The sequence below is a fragment of the Dyella kyungheensis genome (assembly GCF_016905005.1).
GTDB classification, from domain to species: domain Bacteria; phylum Pseudomonadota; class Gammaproteobacteria; order Xanthomonadales; family Rhodanobacteraceae; genus Dyella; species Dyella kyungheensis.
In genome coordinates this window covers 557,661-573,883 of sequence record NZ_JADIKC010000003.1, presented here as the reverse complement: position 1 = coordinate 573,883, position 16,223 = coordinate 557,661, and the positions used below count along the sequence as shown (strand labels likewise).

Below are 16,223 nucleotides of genomic sequence, written 5' to 3'. Positions count from 1 at the left end.
GACACCGCGGTGTCCCGGTCAGACCATCAGCGGTTCGACGTCACCGTGGTGCGCGCCAGCAGCTGAGGCTCGCTGACTTTTATCGTCTTGCGATCGAATGGCGTGACTGCCGCCGTGCCCGGGCATTGCGTCGCGCGGCACTGATCGAGCTGGTCTTCGCATTCGCCCATGCCACCGCCGTGGCTGACGCAGTACTGATAGAGCTGGATGCAGGGCGTGCACAATCCACCGATGGACGCGGATGCCGCCAATGCGCTGGCACCCACGCCCGTCATAGCCGCGAGTGCAAACACCCGCACGAAGAAGCGATTGCTGAGCTTCATAGCTATCCTCCATGAGCCGCCCAACCGGCGGCAGGTCATGGTCCCCGGCAACTCGCTGGCGATTGTGTGCGCCGCTTGGCAAACTGCCTGTCTTTGAATCCCCCCATGATCACGCCCATGCCGACATCAACGCACCCGACTCTCTCCCCCATCGTCGCCGGCCTCTGGCGCATCATCGGCTGGCAGCTCAGCGTGCAGGAACGTGTGCGCTGGATCGAGCAGGCGCTGGAGCTGGGCATCACCTCGTTCGACCACGCCGATATCTACGGCGATTACCAGGCGGAAGCGCAATTCGGCGAAGCGCTGAAGGCGGCGCCTGCGTTGCGGCAACGCATGCAGTTGGTGACCAAGTGCAGCATCCGCCTGCGCTCGGCGCAGCGTCCCTACCGCATCAACTTCTACGACACCTCGGCCGCTTACGTGCGCACGCAAGTCGAGCAATCCCTGCGCAATCTGCACACCGAGCAGCTGGATCTGGTGCTGATCCACCGTCCCGACTATTTGATGGATGCCGCCGCGCTGGCCGACACCTTCGCCACGCTCACGCGCGAAGGCAAGGTGGGGCACTGGGGCGTCTCCAATCACACCACCAGCCAGTTCGCCCTGCTGCACCAGCATCACCCGCTTATCACCAACCAGATCGAACTGTCGCCGTTGCAGATGGATGCGCTGGACGACGGCACGCTGGACCAGGCGCAGCAACTGGGCCTGCGCCCGATGATCTGGTCACCTCTGGGTGGCGGCCGGCTGTTTACCGGCGACGACGAACAGGCCGCACGCGTGCGTACCGAGATGACGGCCATCGCGGAGCGTTACGGCATCAGCCTCACCACGCTGGCGTTTGCGTGGGCACTGCGCCATCCCTCACGTCCGCACGTCATCACCGGCACCGGCCGTATCGACGGACTGCGCGAAGCGGTTGCGGCACTGGATGTGCAGCTCGATGCCGAAGACTGGTATGCGATATGGACGGCGAGCAAGGGGCATTCGGTTCCGTAAACCCGAGCCACCGATAGCCACCGAACTCTGCGGGAGCATTCCCAGCGGGTACGGCAACTAGCGGTTGCTCACTCCATGCGGCACATGCCCTGTCGCCACATGCTTGCGCGCCGATTCCACGTTCGCCGGTGAATCGTCGAAGAAGATGTCCGCGCCGAACGCATCCAGGAACGGCCCCTTGTCGCGACCGCCGAGGAACAAGGCTTCGTCGATACGCACGCCCCAGCGGCGCAGCGTGAGGATCACCCGCTTGTGCGCCGGCGCGGAGCGCGCGGTGACCAACGCGGTGCGAATGGGTGAATCTTCCGCCGGGAACGCAGCCTGCAGGCGGTGCACGGCGGTGAGGAAGCCGCGGAACGGCCCTACCGACAGCGGTTCGTTCGCAAGCTTGTGCTCGCTGCGGTGGAACGCTTCCAGCCCTTCTTCGCGCGACACCCGTTCGCCTTCGTCGCCGAAGATCACCGCGTCGCCGTCGAAAGCGATGCGCAGTTGTTCGGTGGCGCGTGGCGGCGCGACGGACGGCAGGATGGTCGCCGCCGCGACGCCTGCAGCCAATGCGCGGCCTACGTCTTCGGCGTTGGCGGAGAGGAACAGGTCGGCCTTGAACGGCGCGATGTAGTCGGAGGTAGGCGCACCGCTGGTAAAGGCGGCGCGGCTGATCTCCAGCCCGTAGTGCTGGATCGCATTGAAGATGCGCAAACCCGTGTCGCCCGAGTTGCGCGACAGCAGGATCACCTCGACCGGCGGCACATCGCCCGCCAGCTTGTTCAAGCCCAGCAGCTTCTGCACCAGCGGAAACGCCACGCCGGGCTTGAGCAGCTCGTTCTCGTGCTCGATCTGGAACGCGCGATAGGCATCCAGACCCTGATGCTCGAACAACTCGTGGCTGTCGCCGAGGTCGAACAGGGCGCGCGAGGAAATGGCCACCACCAGGCGGTTGTCGCCTGCGGCGGTGGGATCGTGAGCATCGGGCGTGGGGCGGGTCATGGTGCTCAATCTAGCAAAAGACGCGTGGCGGGAATGCCTTCAATCCGGCGCGAACTGCTCATCCAGGATGCGCTGCTCCAGGTTGTGCTCCGGATCGAACAACAGGCGCACGCCCTGCCCCTCCGACTGGCGGATTTCCACCTCGCGGATATCGCGTACCTCGTGGTAATCGGCGGTGGCGCTGACCGGGCGCTTGCCGGGATCGAGCACGCGCATCGTCACCAGCGTGCGATGCGGCAGGATCGCGCCGCGCCAGCGACGCGGCCGGAACGGGCTGATCGGGGTGAGCGCCAGCACATTGGCGTCCAGCGGCAGGATCGGTCCATGCGCGGAGAGGTTGTAGGCCGTCGAACCCGCCGGCGTCGACACCAGGATGCCGTCGCAGACCAGGTTCTGCAGCTTCACGATGTCGTTGAGCTTCACTTCGAGATGCGCCGCCTGGTTGCTCTGGCGCAACAGGGACACTTCGTTGAACGCCAGCGCGTGATGCACGTCGCCGTTGATATCGACGGTGCGCATGTCCAGCGGATAGAGCACCGCGGCATGCGCGCGTGAAATGCGCTCTTCCAGCTCGTCGATGCGATGCTTGTTCATCAGGAAGCCGACGCGGCCCAGCTTCATGCCGTAGACCGGCGCCGGCAGCGCGCGATAGGCATGCAGCGTGCGCAGCATGAAGCCGTCGCCGCCCAGCGCCACGATCACATCCGACGCCTCCGGCTCCGCATCGCCGTAACGGTCGATGAGTTTGCGCCGGGCCTGCTGGGCGACATTGGTTTCGCTGGCGACGAAGGCAAAGCGCATAGGGTCGGGCAACAATGGCTGGCGAGGCTGCCAGTTGAGCGTAGATGGACGAAGGGCGCAAGACCGTTGCCGGTTTGCGCCCTGCTCTTTCAGCTTTCGCAGCCTCTCGCCCCTCACCGTCATTCCGGCGCAGGCCGGAATCCAGTAGCGAAGCATGGGATTGTCGCGACAGCCGACACGCTCTTGTTCGCTTCGCGAAAACCGCCAACAGCGGCTACTGGATTCCGGCCTGCGCCGGAATGACGGTGAGGGATTACTAACGATTAGAAGGCGTTGAACACTCAAGGCTACCCGGCCCAACCGGGCAGCCCTGGAGCCCTTACTGGTTCACCGGCACCTGCGCCAGCTGTGCCAGGCGGCGCACCGCGACCGAGGCGATCGGGTAGTCCGCGTTCTGGGTGAGGATTTCCGCCAGCATGTTGCGGGTGTACTTGAGCGTCGCGTCGTCACGCTGCAGCCATGCCTGCACCGGCGAGACGTCCTTGGAGCCGCCGTTCATCGACAGCACCTGCAGGGCCAGCGCGCGATGCTGGTGGTTGAGCTCGTCCAGCAGCGAACCGCGTGCCTGGGCGTGCCATGCACCTTCCACCGGCAGCGCCTCGATCTGGCTGCGCAGCCATTCCAGGTCCAGCGCCTGGCCCAGTTCGTAGAACACACCCGCCACCTTGGCGATCGGCTGACCGCCCTGCGTGGCCACCTCGACGATGTCGAGCATCGCGCGCATCTCCGGCAGTCGCGCCATGCGCAGGGCGAGTTCGCCCGGCATGCCGAGGCCTTCCCACTTCTCCTGGCTGGTAGCGAAGTCCTGCTTGCCGGTTTCGGTGAGGGCCATCGGCAGCGCGGCGCGCAGTTCGGTCACGCCGGTCTGGTAGCGCTCCACGTTGGCATTGATGTCCAGCGTGCCGCCCGGACGATTCAGCAACCAGCGCGTGGTGTGACGCAGCAGCGACCAGATCTGCAGGATCGCATCGATCTGGGTGTTCTCCGCCACCTTGCCGTCCAGCGCCTCGATCTGCGCCCACAGCTCGCGCGCATCGAGAATCTCGCGTGCCGCCGTATACGCCTTGGCGATGGCTGCCGGACCCTGACCGGTGTCCTCCTGCATGCGCATCATGAAGGTGGCGCCCATGCGGTTGATGGTCGAGTTGGTCACGGCCGTGGCGATGATGTCGCGCTTCAGGCGATGGCGCTGCATGTGCTCGGCGTACTTGGCGTGCAGCGGCTCGGGGAAGTAGCGCACCAGTTCCTTGGACAGGTAGGCGTCTTCCGGCACGTCCGAATCGAGCAGCTGCTGGTACAGCTTGATCTTGTCGTACGACAGCAGCACCGACAGTTCCGGACGCGTCATGCCCATGCCGCGCGTCTTGCGCTCAGCCAGCTCCGCTTCGCTCGGCAGGTTCTCCACCTGGCGATCGAGCAGGCCTTCGGACTCCAGCTGGCGGATGAAGTGCGCCATCGAGCCGATGCGATGCGCCGACTGATGCTCCATCAAGGTGATGGCCTGGTTCTGGCGGTAGTTGTCCCACAGCACCAGCTGGCCCACTTCGTCGGTCATGCTGGCCAACAGCGTATTGCGCTGCTCCGTGGTCATCTCACCGCGCTGCACGGCATCGCCCAGCAGGATCTTGATGTTCACCTCATGGTCGGAGGTGTCCACGCCGGCCGAGTTGTCGATGAAGTCGGTGTTGAGCAGCACGCCGTGCTGGGCGGCTTCGATGCGGCCCTTCTGGGTGAAGCCCAGGTTGCCGCCCTCGCCCACCACCTTGCAGCGCAGCTCCACGCCGTTCACGCGCAGCGCGTTGTTGGCGCGGTCGCCCACGTCGGCATGCGTTTCGGCGCTGGACTTCACATAGGTGCCGATGCCGCCGTTCCACAGCAGGTCCACCGGTGCCTTGAGGATGGCGCTGAGCAGATCGTTCGGCGCCAGCTGCGTCACGTCCGGCTTGAGGCCGAGCACCGCACGCACTTCCGGCGAAATCGGGATCGACTTGAGCGTACGCGGATACACGCCGCCACCCTCCGAGATCAGCGACTTGTTGTAATCGTCCCAGCTCGAACGCGGCAGCTTGAACATGCGCTCGCGCTCGGCGAACGAACGCTCGACATCCGGGCTCGGATCGAGGAAGACATGGCGATGATCGAACGCCGCCACCAGCTTGATATGGCGCGACAACAACATGCCGTTGCCGAACACGTCGCCCGACATGTCGCCGACGCCCGCGCAGGTGAAGTCCTGCGACTGGCTGTCACGACCCAGCGCACGGAAGTGGCGCTTGACCGACTCCCACGCGCCCTTGGCGGTGATGCCCATGCCCTTGTGGTCGTAACCGTTCGAGCCGCCCGAGGCGAACGCATCGCCCAGCCAGAAGCCGTGTTCCACCGAAATGGCGTTGGCGATATCGGAGAACGTCGCCGTGCCCTTGTCGGCCGCCACCACCAGGTAGGGATCGTCGTTGTCGTGGCGCACCACGTCGTGCGGCGGCACCACCTTGCCTTCGATCAGGTTGTCGGTGATGTCCAGCAGGCCGCTGATGAACATGCGGTAGCACGCGATGCCCTCGGCCAGCTGCGCGTCGCGGTCGCCGTTGACCGGCGGACGCTTGACGAAGAAGCCGCCCTTCGAGCCGACCGGCACGATCACGGTGTTCTTCACCATCTGCGCCTTCACCAGGCCCAGCACTTCGGTGCGGAAGTCTTCGCGGCGATCCGACCAGCGCAGGCCACCGCGCGCCACCGAGCCGAAGCGCAGGTGGATGCCTTCCACGCGCGGCGCGCTGACGAAGATTTCGCGGTACGGCACCGGCTTGGGCAGGTCCGGCACGCGATGCGAGTCGAACTTGAAGCTGATGTAGCTGCGGTACTGATCGTTCCAGCGCTGGAAGAAACTGGTGCGCAGGGTGCCGCGGATCAGCGCCATGAAGCTGCGCAGGATGCGGTCGTCGTCGAGGCTCGAGACGGTTTCCAGCAGCGTGCCGATGGTCTCTTCGATCACCGCCAGCTGCTCGCCGCGCGGCTTGGACAGCGAAGCCACCAGGCCGTCGATGAGCGCCGGATGCGCATGGCGCAGCGCCTCGGGGATCAGCACCTGCATCTCGCCGCGCAACAGGTCGCCGGCGCGCTTGAGTTCATCCGTCGACAGCGACTCGCGACGCGGATCGAACTTGGCCAGGAACAGTTCCACCAGCAGGCCGGCAATCGCCGGATAGCGGTTGAAGGCGTCTTCCATGTAGCTCTGCGAGAACGCCACACCGGTCTGCAACAGGTACTTGCAGTAGCCGCGCAGCATGGCGATCTGACGCCAGCTCAGCTTGGCGCCCAGCACGAGGCGGTTGAAGCCGTCGTTCTCGGCGTTGCCGCGCCAGATCTGCTCGAAGGCGTCTTCGAACAACTGGTCCACCTGCTCCACGCTGAAAGCGAGGCTGCCAGCGGTCTGCACTTCGAAGTCCTGGATGTACAGCATGCTGTCGCCGACATGGATGTCGTACAGGTGCTCGGTGAGCACGCGCAGGCCCAGGTTCTCCAGCTGCGGCAGCACTTCGGACAGCGCGATGTCGCCGCCGCTGCGGTAGATCTTGAAGCGCAGTTCTTCCGGGCGCGAGGCCGGGTGATAGAACGACATGCGCACCGCGTCGTCGCCCTTGAGCAGCGACAGCTGGTGCACGTCCTCGGCGGCGGTGGCCGGCGAAACGTCTTCCACGTAGCCGGCGGGCAGCGCCTTGGCGTAGCGGTTGGCAAGGACCACGCCATCGTGGTCGCCCAGCGTGCGCACGAGTTCGTCGCGCACGTCGTCGTGCCAGTTGCGCACGATGGTGGCCACGCCCTTCTCCAGCTCGGCCACGTCGTAATGCACCTGGTCGCCGATCTTCGGACGCACCACCACGTGCAGGCGCACCAGCGCGGCTTCGCCCATCAGCACGGAGGAGTCGAGGCTTTCGCCGCGCATCGAATCCTTCAGCAGCGCTTCGATGCGTTCGCGCACGGTGGTGTTGAAGCGGTCGCGCGGCACGTAGACGATGCAGGTGACGAAGCGGCCGTAGCGGTCGCGGCGCACGAACAGGCGCGTGCGTGCGCGCTGGCGCAGCTCCAGCGTGCCCATGGCGGTGTTGTAGAGCTCTTCGTCGCTGCTCTGGAACAGCTCGTCGCGCGGCAGCGTTTCCAGGATGTGGCGCAGCGCCTTGCCCGAGTGCGAATCGCGCTTGAGGCCCGAATGCTCCATCGCGTATTCGAACTTCTGGCGCACCAGCGGCACGTCCTGCGGACGCGCCATATAGGCGTTGGACGAGAACAGGCCGAGGAAGCGCTGCTCGGCCACCGGCTTGCCGTTGGCGTCGAACTTGAGCACGCCCACGTAATCCATGTAACCCGGACGGTGCGCGTGCGAGCGCGCATTGGTCTTGGTCAGGATGATGGCGTCGGTGGAACCGGACTGCGGCAGGTCGCTCGCCACCAGCGAACGCAGCGAGCGCGGCGCCAACGAGCGCTCGCTCTTGTGCAGGATGCCCATGCCCGAGCTTTCGTTGGCGCGCAGCACTTCCTCGCCGTCGGCTTCGGTCACTTCGTATTCGCGGTAACCGAGGAAGGTGAAGTTGTCGTCGGCCAGCCAGCGCAGGAATTCGGATGCCTCCTTCACGGCGGCGGGGTCCAGCGGCAGCTGGCGCGACGGCAGGTCGTCGGCCGTGGCCAGCGCCTGGTCGCGCATCTTCTTCCAGTCGGCAACCACCACGCGCACGTCTTCCAGCGCGCCTTCCAGTTTCGCCTTGAGCTTGGCCAGCTCTTCGTCGTCGGCCACGCGGTCCACTTCGAAGTGCATCACCGATTCGCTCTGGCCGTCGGCGGCGCCGATCTTCAGCAGCTTGCCGGAGGTATCGCGTGCCACCTCCACCACCGGGTGGATCACGGCGTGGATCTGCAACTGTTCGGCCGCGACCATGGTGACGGTGTCGACCAGGAACGGCATGTCGTCGGTGACGACCTGGATGTAACTGCGGCCGGCATGGCCGGTGGCCGGGTTGGCCACGCGCACCGAGGCGCGGCCCGGCTGGCGCTGCTGCATGAACTCGAGCAGGTCGGCGATCAGCACGGCCCACTCGCGGGCGGTATGGAGTTCGAGATCGCCATCGGCGATGCGCGCGAAGAAAGCGCCGATAAAAAATTGCGCCTCTTCAAGGCGCCCGGTAGGAAATCCGCTTTGCTTCAGTTCTTCGAGAACAACAGTGGGGAACGAGCTGTTGCTAGCCGCACGAATCGCGTTCATGGCATCTACTGTGTTGGGGAGACGGAATGAGGCTAAAAAAGCCTCAAAAGAATACGCCTCGCACGATGCCTAATCCACCTTTGCGAAAGGCGCACTTCAGCTTGCGGCAGGTCATGACGCCCGTGCAGCAAACGGAGCTTCGGTGGTTTTCGCGACGGTTGCGTGACCGTCGGCAGCATCCGCGCACGTGCATGCGCGGAGGAAAAACTTGTCGGGCTCGTGTGTTGCCTGCGTTGCAAGCACTGCGCCGAGGATGCGCCCGCTCAGCGATACCTGACCGTACATGGCCGCAACGGCGCATTCAAAACGTTGCAGCGCAGCAGATAAAATCGCTGCCGCAACGGATCGCTGGAGCGTAGGCACACCATAGGAGGCTTGCAGGGTTATCGGCCAGGTTGTTGTAAGTAAGTGCACTGGAGGTGCAACCGGACCATCGGCACGGGCGCTCCCCAACGCCCGCTGGCACCATTCCCTCATGGCCTTTTCCCTGCGTTACAGAGGCCGACACCCTACCTTCACGGAATTCAGCCAAAATTAGTACCCACGATCTGCTTGAGGGGTACAGCAACCCTGCTCGATAGAGCTTACGAATGCGCGGGAACGGCTCTGGGGGCTCAACCGGCGTGTCAGGGGTGACTCTACAAATTGTAAACTGTACGGTATAGTCCAAGCTCGCTTGCCTGAACGAGCCGCGGCTTTCCGGCCCCGCCTGTCCTGGTTCCCCTCATCGGGAGCCGTCGGATACGCGGGGTCGCCGTGTATTCGTCGCAAGAACCTATTTGTCGGCGCCCGGAGAGGCGTCGGCGCGCTGCATCCCCCGACCACATTAAGAAGAATGGAGCCCACATGAAGTCCACGTCACTGCGCACACCTCTGCTGTGCCTTGGCCTGCTCTCACTGGCCGCCTGTGGCAAAGGCAAGGAACAAGGTCCGCCCCAGATGCCACCGCCGGAAGTCGGCGTGGTCAAGGCGCAGACCCAGAGCACCCCGCTCGCCAAGGACCTTGTGGGCCGCGTATCGGCCTTCCGCAGCGCCGATGTCCGCGCCCGCGTCTCGGGCGTGCTGCTCAAGCGCGTCTACCAGGAAGGCACCGACGTCAAGCAAGGCCAGGTGCTGTTCGAGATCGACCCGGCCGTGTACCAGGCCTCGTTGAACTCCAGCCAGGCCAACCTGGCCTCGGCCCAGGCCACCTACTTCAACTATCACGCCGCCGCCGAGCGCTTCCGCAAGCTGCGTCCCGACAACTACATCTCGCAGTCCGACCTGGACACCGCCGAAGCCAACGAGCGCTCCGGCGCCGCCGCGGTGAAGCAGGCCCAGGCCGCCGTGGAGAACGCCAAGATCAATCTCGGCTTCACCCGGGTGGTGTCGCCCATCGACGGTCGCGCCGGCCAGCAGCAGGTCACCGAAGGCGCCATCGTCGGTGCCAGCACGGCGGACACCGGCTCCAGCTCGACCCTGCTCACCACGGTCGACCAGCTCGATCCGCTGTACGTGAACTTCACCGTCAGCGCGGCCGACCTCGATCGCCTGCGCGCCGCCCAGGCCGCCGGCAACGTCTCGCTGAGCGACCAGGGCAAGACCACGGTGAAGGTCACCCTGCCCGACGGCAGTAAGTACGACCAGGACGGCACGCTGGACTTCTCCGGCGCCACCGTCGATCCGACCACCGGCTCGATCAACCTGCGCGCCCTGCTGCCCAACCCGCAGCGCCGCCTGCTGCCGGGCACCTACATCACCATTACCGCCAACCTCGGCGAGCTGCACAACGTGTTCCTGGTGCCGCAGGCAGCCATCCAGCGCGACGTGGTCGGTGCCTACGCACTGGTGGTGGGCCAGGACGGCAACGTCGCCCGCAAGAACGTCTCGGCCGACAACCTGGCCGGTCCGAACTGGATCGTCACTCAGGGTCTGGCCAACGGCGACCAAGTGATCGTCTCCGGCCTGCAAACCGTGCAGCCCGGCAAGCCGGCCAAGGCAGCGCCGTACGATCCGAACAAGAAGCCCGGCGAGCAGGGGCCACCGGCAGCGGCGGGTCACGCTGCTGGCGGCAAGCAATAAAGGGAGTCGACCGACATGCCGAGTTTCTTTATTGACCGTCCCATCTTCGCGTGGGTGGTGGCCATCCTGATTACCCTGGTTGGCACCATCTCCGTGTTGAACATGGGTATCGAGTCGTATCCCAACATCGCACCTCCCCAGGTGGTGGTGTCCGCGACGTATCCGGGCGCCAACGCCGACACCATGGAGAAGAACGTCACCCAGGTGATCGAGCAGCAGCTCACCGGTATCGACCACCTGCTGTACTTCAGCTCCTCCTCCAACTCCAACGGCACCAGCTCGATCACGCTGAGCTTTGAAACCGGCACCGATCCGGACATCGCCCAGGTGCAGGTGCAGAACAAGGTGCAGCTGGCCCAGCCGCGCCTGCCTTCCGCCGTAACCCAGCAGGGCGTGGTGGTGGCCAAGAGCAACCCGGACTTCCTGATGTTCGTGTCGCTGGTGTCCACCAATCCGGACATCGACGGCAACCGCCTGGCCGACGTGATCGCGTCGCAGGTGGCGGACCAGGTCGGCCGTATTCCGGGCGTGGGCAACACGCGCCTGATCGGTTCGGAATACGGCGTGCGCATCTGGTTGAACCCGGACAAGCTGCAGGGCTATGGCTTGTCGGCCAGCTCGGTGTATTCGGCCATCTCCGCGCAGAACGTGCAGTTCGCCGCCGGTTCGCTCGGTGCCGATCCGTCGCCGAAGGACCAGGCGTTCACCGCCACGGTCTCGGCGGAAGGTCGTTTCTCCTCGCCACAGGAGTTCGGCAACATCATCCTGCGCGCCAACAGCGACGGCACGGTGGTGAAGCTCAGCGACGTGGCCCGCATCGACTTCGGTCCGCAGACCTACGGCCTGGGTGCCACCTGGAACGGCCAGCAAGTGGGCGGCTTGGGTGTGCAGCTGCTGCCCGGCGCCAACGCGCTGGACGTGGCCGACGCCGTCAAGGCGAAGATGAATGAGCTTTCGAAGGACTTCCCCGAAGGCGTCACCTGGTTTGCCCCGTACGACACCACCCCCTTCGTCAAGATCTCGATCAAGGAAGTGGTGCACACGCTGATCGAAGCCATCATCCTGGTGTTCCTGGTGATGCTGATCTTCCTGCAGAACTTCCGCGCCACGGTGATCCCCACCCTGGTGATCCCGGTGGCTCTGCTGGGTACCTTCATCGGCCTGGTGGCGCTTGGCTTCACCATCAACCAGCTGACCTTGTTCGGCATGGTGCTGGCCATCGGCATCGTGGTGGACGACGCGATCGTGGTGATCGAGAACGTCGAACGCATCATGTCCGAGGAGCATCTGTCGCCGAAGGAAGCGACGCGCAAGGCGATGGGCCAGATCACCGGTGCCGTGGTAGCGATCACGGTGGTGCTGGCGGCGGTGTTCGTGCCGTCCGCGCTGCAGCCGGGTGCCTCGGGCGTGATCTACAAGCAGTTCGCGCTGACCATCGCGGTGTCGATGGGCTTCTCCGCGTTCCTCGCGCTTTCGTTCACGCCGGCGCTGTGCGCAACGCTGCTCAAGCCGGAGCACGAGCACAAGAAGAACATCATCTACCGCAAGTTCAACCAGCTGTTCGACAAGGTCACCCACACCTACAGCGGCCACATCGGCAGCGCCACGCGTCATGCGCCGCGCTGGATGATCGTGTTCGCGCTGGTGGCGGTGCTTGCCGGCTTCCTCTACACGCGCCTGCCCACCAGCTTCGTGCCGAGCGAAGACCAGGGCTTCGCGCTGGCCATCGTCAACCTGCCGCCGGGTGCCACCCTGCAACGCACGCAGGCGGTGATGGCCGAAATGCGCGACACGCTGAAGAAGAGTCCGTTCAATGACGACGTCATTGGCATGTACCAGATCAGCGGCTTCAGCTTCATCGGCCAGAGCGAAAGCACCGGCATGGCCTTCATCAAGCTCACCGACTGGGACAAGCGAGCGATCACCGCCGACGAGCTGATCATGAAGCTCAATGGCGTGTTCCACAGCATTCGCGATGCGCAGATCTTCGTGGTCAACCTGCCCACCATCCGCGGCCTCAGCCAGTTCGGCGGCATCGACATGTACCTGCAGGCTCGCGCCGGCCAGACGCATGGCGAACTGATGCAGGCCATGATGACCACGGTCGGCAAGGCCCAGGGCAACAAGGCGCTGACGGGCGTACGCCCGAACTCGCTGCCCGACGCCCCGCAGTGGGACATGACGGTGGACCGCGTGCAGGCGCAGTCGATGGGCTTGTCGGTGACCGATGTGTACACGGCCATCCAGCTGACGCTGGCGCCGATCTACGTCAACGACTTCGTCTACGGCGGCCGCGTGAAGCGCGTGTACCTGCAGGCCGACCAGGCCTACCGCATGGGCCCGGATGCGCTGCAGCACATCTACTCGCCCAGCACGCTGGCCACGCCTGGTACCAATGGCACGAGCAACGCGTCGAACTCGACGTATGCGTCCACGGTCAACCCGTACAACATGATTCCGATTGCGTCGGTGGTGAAGACGAAGTGGGACATGGGTTCGCCCGCGCTGACCCGCTACAACGGCTACGCCGCGGTGGAAATCGTGGGTAACGAAGGTCCGGGTTATTCCACCGGCCAGGCGATGAACGCGCTGCAGGAGATCGTCGACAAGGATCTGCCGAAGGGCTTCGGCGCGGACTGGACGGGTCAGTCGTACCAGGAAATCCTGGCCGGCAACTCGGCCACGCTGCTGCTGGCGCTGTCGATCCTGATCGTGTTCCTGTGCCTTGCCGCACTGTACGAGAGCTGGTCGATCCCGGTCGCCGTGCTGCTGGTGGTGCCGCTGGGCCTGCTGGGTACGGTCGTGTTCTCGATGTTGCGCGGCTTGCCGAACGACATGTACTTCAAGATCGGCATGATCACGGTGATCGGCCTGGCGGCGAAGAACGCGATCCTGATCGTGGAATTCGCGGTGGAAGAACAGCAGCACGGTCGCTCGCTGTTCGACGCCATCGTCACGGCATCCCGCCAGCGACTGCGCCCGATCCTGATGACCTCGATGGCCTTCATCCTCGGCGTGTTCCCGCTGTTCATCTCCACCGGTGCCGGCGCGAACTCGCGTCACGCCATCGGTACCGGCGTGATCGGCGGCATGATCTTCGCCACGTTCCTGGGTCTGCTGTTGATCCCGGTGTTCTACGTGACGGTGCGCCGTGCACTGGGCGACAAGCTGGACGAGCCGTCCCGCACGATCCGCCCGGGCCATGGTGGCTCCGCAACCGGCGGTTCGGATGACCATCCGCCGCAAGGCGGTGGCGGCACCGGCGGCACGCCGAGCAGCGCCATGCAGCCGTTCGATTCGGATCCGCGCCGCGGCGCGTAATCCGGAACGTCCGGCAGTCAAACAAGAAGCCCCGGTCGCGAGACCGGGGCTTTTTTTGTGTTCGTCGGCAACGCCGAAGAAGCGGCCCCGCTCTTTCCCTCGTCATTCCGGCGCAGGCCGGAATCCAGTTGCGATGCATGGGATTGTCGAGACACCGATGACTCACTCTTTCGTGAGCCTCGCAGTAGCGCGACGGTCAGCCGACTAGCTGTTACGGCGACAACCAAATGCATCGCAACTGGATTCCGGCCTGCGCCGGAATGACGAGCAAAAAAGCGGGGCGCCGCACACTCAATCGTCCGCGATGGGCCAATCGCCCCACCCTGCGTTTCCGAAAAAGCCAACCGCGTGGGCCGTCCATAATGCCGGCGATCCGCACTCCTTCGCTCCGACCGCATGCGCTCTCTCCTCGACTGGCTTGAACGACTCGATCCCGGCACGCATCGCCGCATCAAGGGGCTGCGGCTGGTCACCGCCTATGGCCTGGCGGCGGCGATCGGTACCTTGCACGACGTCGCGCACCCATTCGGCAGCGCCATCGCCGTCGGTTCGCTGGCGGCCAATATCGCCTTGTGGGCAAGCGTTTCCGAGGCACGGCATACGCGTTTCGAATCCAGCCGCGATCTCGCCCTGCTCTGCCTGGCCGCCACGCTAGGCGCGTTGATGCAGGCACTGCTGGTGCCTGTGTTTTCTCCGCTGCCGGGGAACGGAGCGGAGTTCACGCTGGTCAGCGGCGCGTTCCTCGCCAGCTACCTCAAGCGCTATGGCGTCACCGGTGCAGGCGTCGGTTCGCAGATCTACATCGGACAATTGCTCGCCTACACCATGCGGCTCGACGCCTCGGCGTGGCCGGCAATCCTGATCGCGGGATGCATCGCGGCGCTGGCCTCGGTGGTGCCGCGACTGCTCTCCGGTCCCGCCGAGCGGCCTGCCGAACTGGCGGTGCTTTCACCGGCGGACATTCCCGGCCGCTGGCATCTGTCCGCGCCCTTCATCATGGGCGTGCAGGCAGCGGTGGCCGCGCTGATCGTGGTGGCGCTCAACGCGCAGCTGCACCTGCCCGAGTCGGCATGGGCGGTGACGGCGTGTACCTATGTGGTGGCCGGGAGTGCCATGGGTACGGCGCAACGCGTGCGCCGGCGCATCGTGGGCACGCTGATCGGCGTGCCGCTGGGCCTCGCCTGCCTTCCGCTGGCCGAACACGCGCCGCTGCTGATCTGGGCGCTGGCCGCGGTGGCGATGGTGGTTTACGCGATGGCGTTGCCGGAGCGCTACGACATCGCCTGCGCCGCGTTCGCCTTCACCTTGATCGTGACGCTTGCCGCGTCGGGCGAACACTCGATCATGTTCCTGAGCGCGCGCATCTGGCAGACGCTGCTCGGCGGCTTTCTCGGCCTGCTGGCCGCGCATCTGATCCTGCCGCTGCGCACCGCGGAGTCGTCCGCGGTGCGCACGTAAAGCATCAATCGTCGCTGGTCACCGTCATGTTGCGACCGCGCTGCTTGGATTGGTACAGCCGACGATCCACCAGTTCGAGGAACGACAGGCGCTCGTCGCCATGCATCGGCACCACCGTGCCCACGCCGATGCTCATGGTCAGCGCCTTGCGCGCCATCGAGCGCTCGTGCGGAATCCACTCCTGCTCGATCAAGGCATGGCAGCGCTCGGCCAATTCGCGCGCGGCCGCCGCATCGGTATCGGGCAGCACCAGTACGAACTCCTCGCCGCCGAATCGCGCGAGGAAATCGTGCGAGCGGCGCACCGCCTTCTCCAACACCTTGGCCACCAGCTTGAGCGTGTAGTCGCCCTGCACGTGGCCGTAGTGGTCGTTGTACTGTTTGAAGTAATCGATATCGAGCATCAGCAGCGACAGCGGCTTGCCGCTGCGGCGCGCCTGCTCCCAGTCTTCCTCGAACACGCTGTCGAAACGTCGGCGGTTGGCGATGCCGGTGAGGCCGTCCTTGAACGACAGCGCTTCCAGTTCGCGCTGCAACTCGATCAGGCGTTGCTCGGTGCGCTTGCGCTCGCTGATGTCGAACATGAAACCGACCAGCGCATCCACGCTGCCGTCGTCCTTGCGCACCACGTGCACCACGTCGCGGATCCACACGTAGCTGCCGTCCTTGCACAGCGCGCGATAGTCGGCTTCATGGTCGACGCCGGCCTTGGACTGCGCCACGCAGAAATTCACCGCCCAGTCGCGGTCATCCGGATGGATGCGTTCGGCCCAGTCCTGCACGCTGACCCAGCTGTCGGGCGCCCAGCCGAGCAGGTGCTCGATCTGCGGGCCGATATAGGAGAACGAGAGGCTGTCCCACTGGATGCGCCAGGGAATGGCCTTGGTGGACTCGAGCAAGGTCTTGTAGACCATGCTCTCTTCTTCCAGCTTCTCAACGACGTCGGACATGGGGCGCTCGCGGCAGGTGGCTTAGGACCTTGCGGTGAAGCAACCATCGTGCCGCGGTTCGATGACACTT

At 65.0% G+C, this 16,223-nt stretch carries 9 protein-coding genes; 4 read left to right on the top strand and 5 right to left on the bottom strand.

Going from position 1 to position 16,223, the window contains the following annotated elements; translation table 11 throughout:
* Positions 1–26: 26 nt before the first annotated feature.
* Positions 27–323, bottom strand: coding sequence for a hypothetical protein (locus ISP20_RS07255; RefSeq protein ID WP_204635386.1), 297 nt, complete (start codon positions 321–323; stop codon positions 27–29).
* Positions 324–440: 117 nt separating this feature from the next.
* Here ISP20_RS07255 and ISP20_RS07250 point away from each other — a divergent pair, with 117 nt between their 5' ends.
* Positions 441–1,322, top strand: a complete 882-nt coding sequence (locus tag ISP20_RS07250) for an aldo/keto reductase (RefSeq protein ID WP_204635385.1) — start codon at positions 441–443, stop codon at positions 1,320–1,322.
* Between the two features lie 57 nt (positions 1,323–1,379).
* On the opposite strand, the gene ISP20_RS07245 is transcribed toward ISP20_RS07250, so the two are convergent.
* From ISP20_RS07245 to ISP20_RS07235, 3 genes are all read right to left on the bottom strand, one after another.
* Complete coding sequence (locus ISP20_RS07245; RefSeq protein ID WP_204635384.1) at positions 1,380–2,309, bottom strand: 5'-nucleotidase; 930 nt, start codon at positions 2,307–2,309, stop codon at positions 1,380–1,382.
* A gap of 39 nt (positions 2,310–2,348) precedes the next feature.
* Positions 2,349–3,110: an NAD kinase gene (locus tag ISP20_RS07240; RefSeq protein ID WP_204635383.1), complete on the bottom strand. Its 762-nt coding sequence runs from the start codon at positions 3,108–3,110 to the stop codon at positions 2,349–2,351.
* Between the two features lie 319 nt (positions 3,111–3,429).
* Positions 3,430–8,364: an NAD-glutamate dehydrogenase gene (locus ISP20_RS07235; protein WP_204635382.1), complete on the bottom strand. Its 4,935-nt coding sequence runs from the start codon at positions 8,362–8,364 to the stop codon at positions 3,430–3,432.
* A gap of 846 nt (positions 8,365–9,210) precedes the next feature.
* Between ISP20_RS07235 and ISP20_RS07230 the strand changes: the two genes are divergently transcribed.
* The 3 genes from ISP20_RS07230 (at position 9,211) to ISP20_RS07220 (ending at position 15,204) form a co-directional block, all read left to right on the top strand.
* The gene (locus ISP20_RS07230; RefSeq protein ID WP_204635381.1) at positions 9,211–10,425 is read left to right on the top strand and encodes an efflux RND transporter periplasmic adaptor subunit; all 1,215 of its coding nucleotides are present in this window, start codon (positions 9,211–9,213) and stop codon (positions 10,423–10,425) included.
* A 15-nt stretch (positions 10,426–10,440) separates the two neighbouring features.
* Complete coding sequence (locus tag ISP20_RS07225; RefSeq protein ID WP_204635380.1) at positions 10,441–13,746, top strand: multidrug efflux RND transporter permease subunit; 3,306 nt, start codon at positions 10,441–10,443, stop codon at positions 13,744–13,746.
* 396 nt (positions 13,747–14,142) lie between these two features.
* Positions 14,143–15,204: an FUSC family protein gene (locus tag ISP20_RS07220; protein ID WP_204635379.1), complete on the top strand. Its 1,062-nt coding sequence runs from the start codon at positions 14,143–14,145 to the stop codon at positions 15,202–15,204.
* A 4-nt stretch (positions 15,205–15,208) separates the two neighbouring features.
* On the opposite strand, the gene ISP20_RS07215 is transcribed toward ISP20_RS07220, so the two are convergent.
* Entirely contained in the window at positions 15,209–16,153 is a 945-nt protein-coding gene (locus ISP20_RS07215; RefSeq protein WP_239535417.1) for a GGDEF domain-containing protein, read from the bottom strand.
* Positions 16,154–16,223 lie beyond the last annotated feature (70 nt).

Excerpts from the sequence above, each read along its gene's own strand:
- ISP20_RS07240 (WP_204635383.1), bottom strand. The coding sequence starts at position 3,110 with ATGCGCTTTGCCTTCGTCGCCAGCGAAACCAATGTCGCCCAGCAGGCC.
- ISP20_RS07250 (WP_204635385.1), top strand. The coding sequence starts at position 441 with ATGCCGACATCAACGCACCCGACTCTCTCCCCCATCGTCGCCGGCCTC.
- ISP20_RS07225 (WP_204635380.1), top strand. The coding sequence starts at position 10,441 with ATGCCGAGTTTCTTTATTGACCGTCCCATCTTCGCGTGGGTGGTGGCC.
- ISP20_RS07215 (WP_239535417.1), bottom strand. The coding sequence starts at position 16,153 with ATGTCCGACGTCGTTGAGAAGCTGGAAGAAGAGAGCATGGTCTACAAG.
- ISP20_RS07230 (WP_204635381.1), top strand. The coding sequence starts at position 9,211 with ATGAAGTCCACGTCACTGCGCACACCTCTGCTGTGCCTTGGCCTGCTC.
- ISP20_RS07255 (WP_204635386.1), bottom strand. The coding sequence starts at position 323 with ATGAAGCTCAGCAATCGCTTCTTCGTGCGGGTGTTTGCACTCGCGGCT.
- ISP20_RS07235 (WP_204635382.1), bottom strand. The coding sequence starts at position 8,364 with ATGAACGCGATTCGTGCGGCTAGCAACAGCTCGTTCCCCACTGTTGTT.
- ISP20_RS07220 (WP_204635379.1), top strand. The coding sequence starts at position 14,143 with ATGCGCTCTCTCCTCGACTGGCTTGAACGACTCGATCCCGGCACGCAT.
- ISP20_RS07245 (WP_204635384.1), bottom strand. The coding sequence starts at position 2,309 with ATGACCCGCCCCACGCCCGATGCTCACGATCCCACCGCCGCAGGCGAC.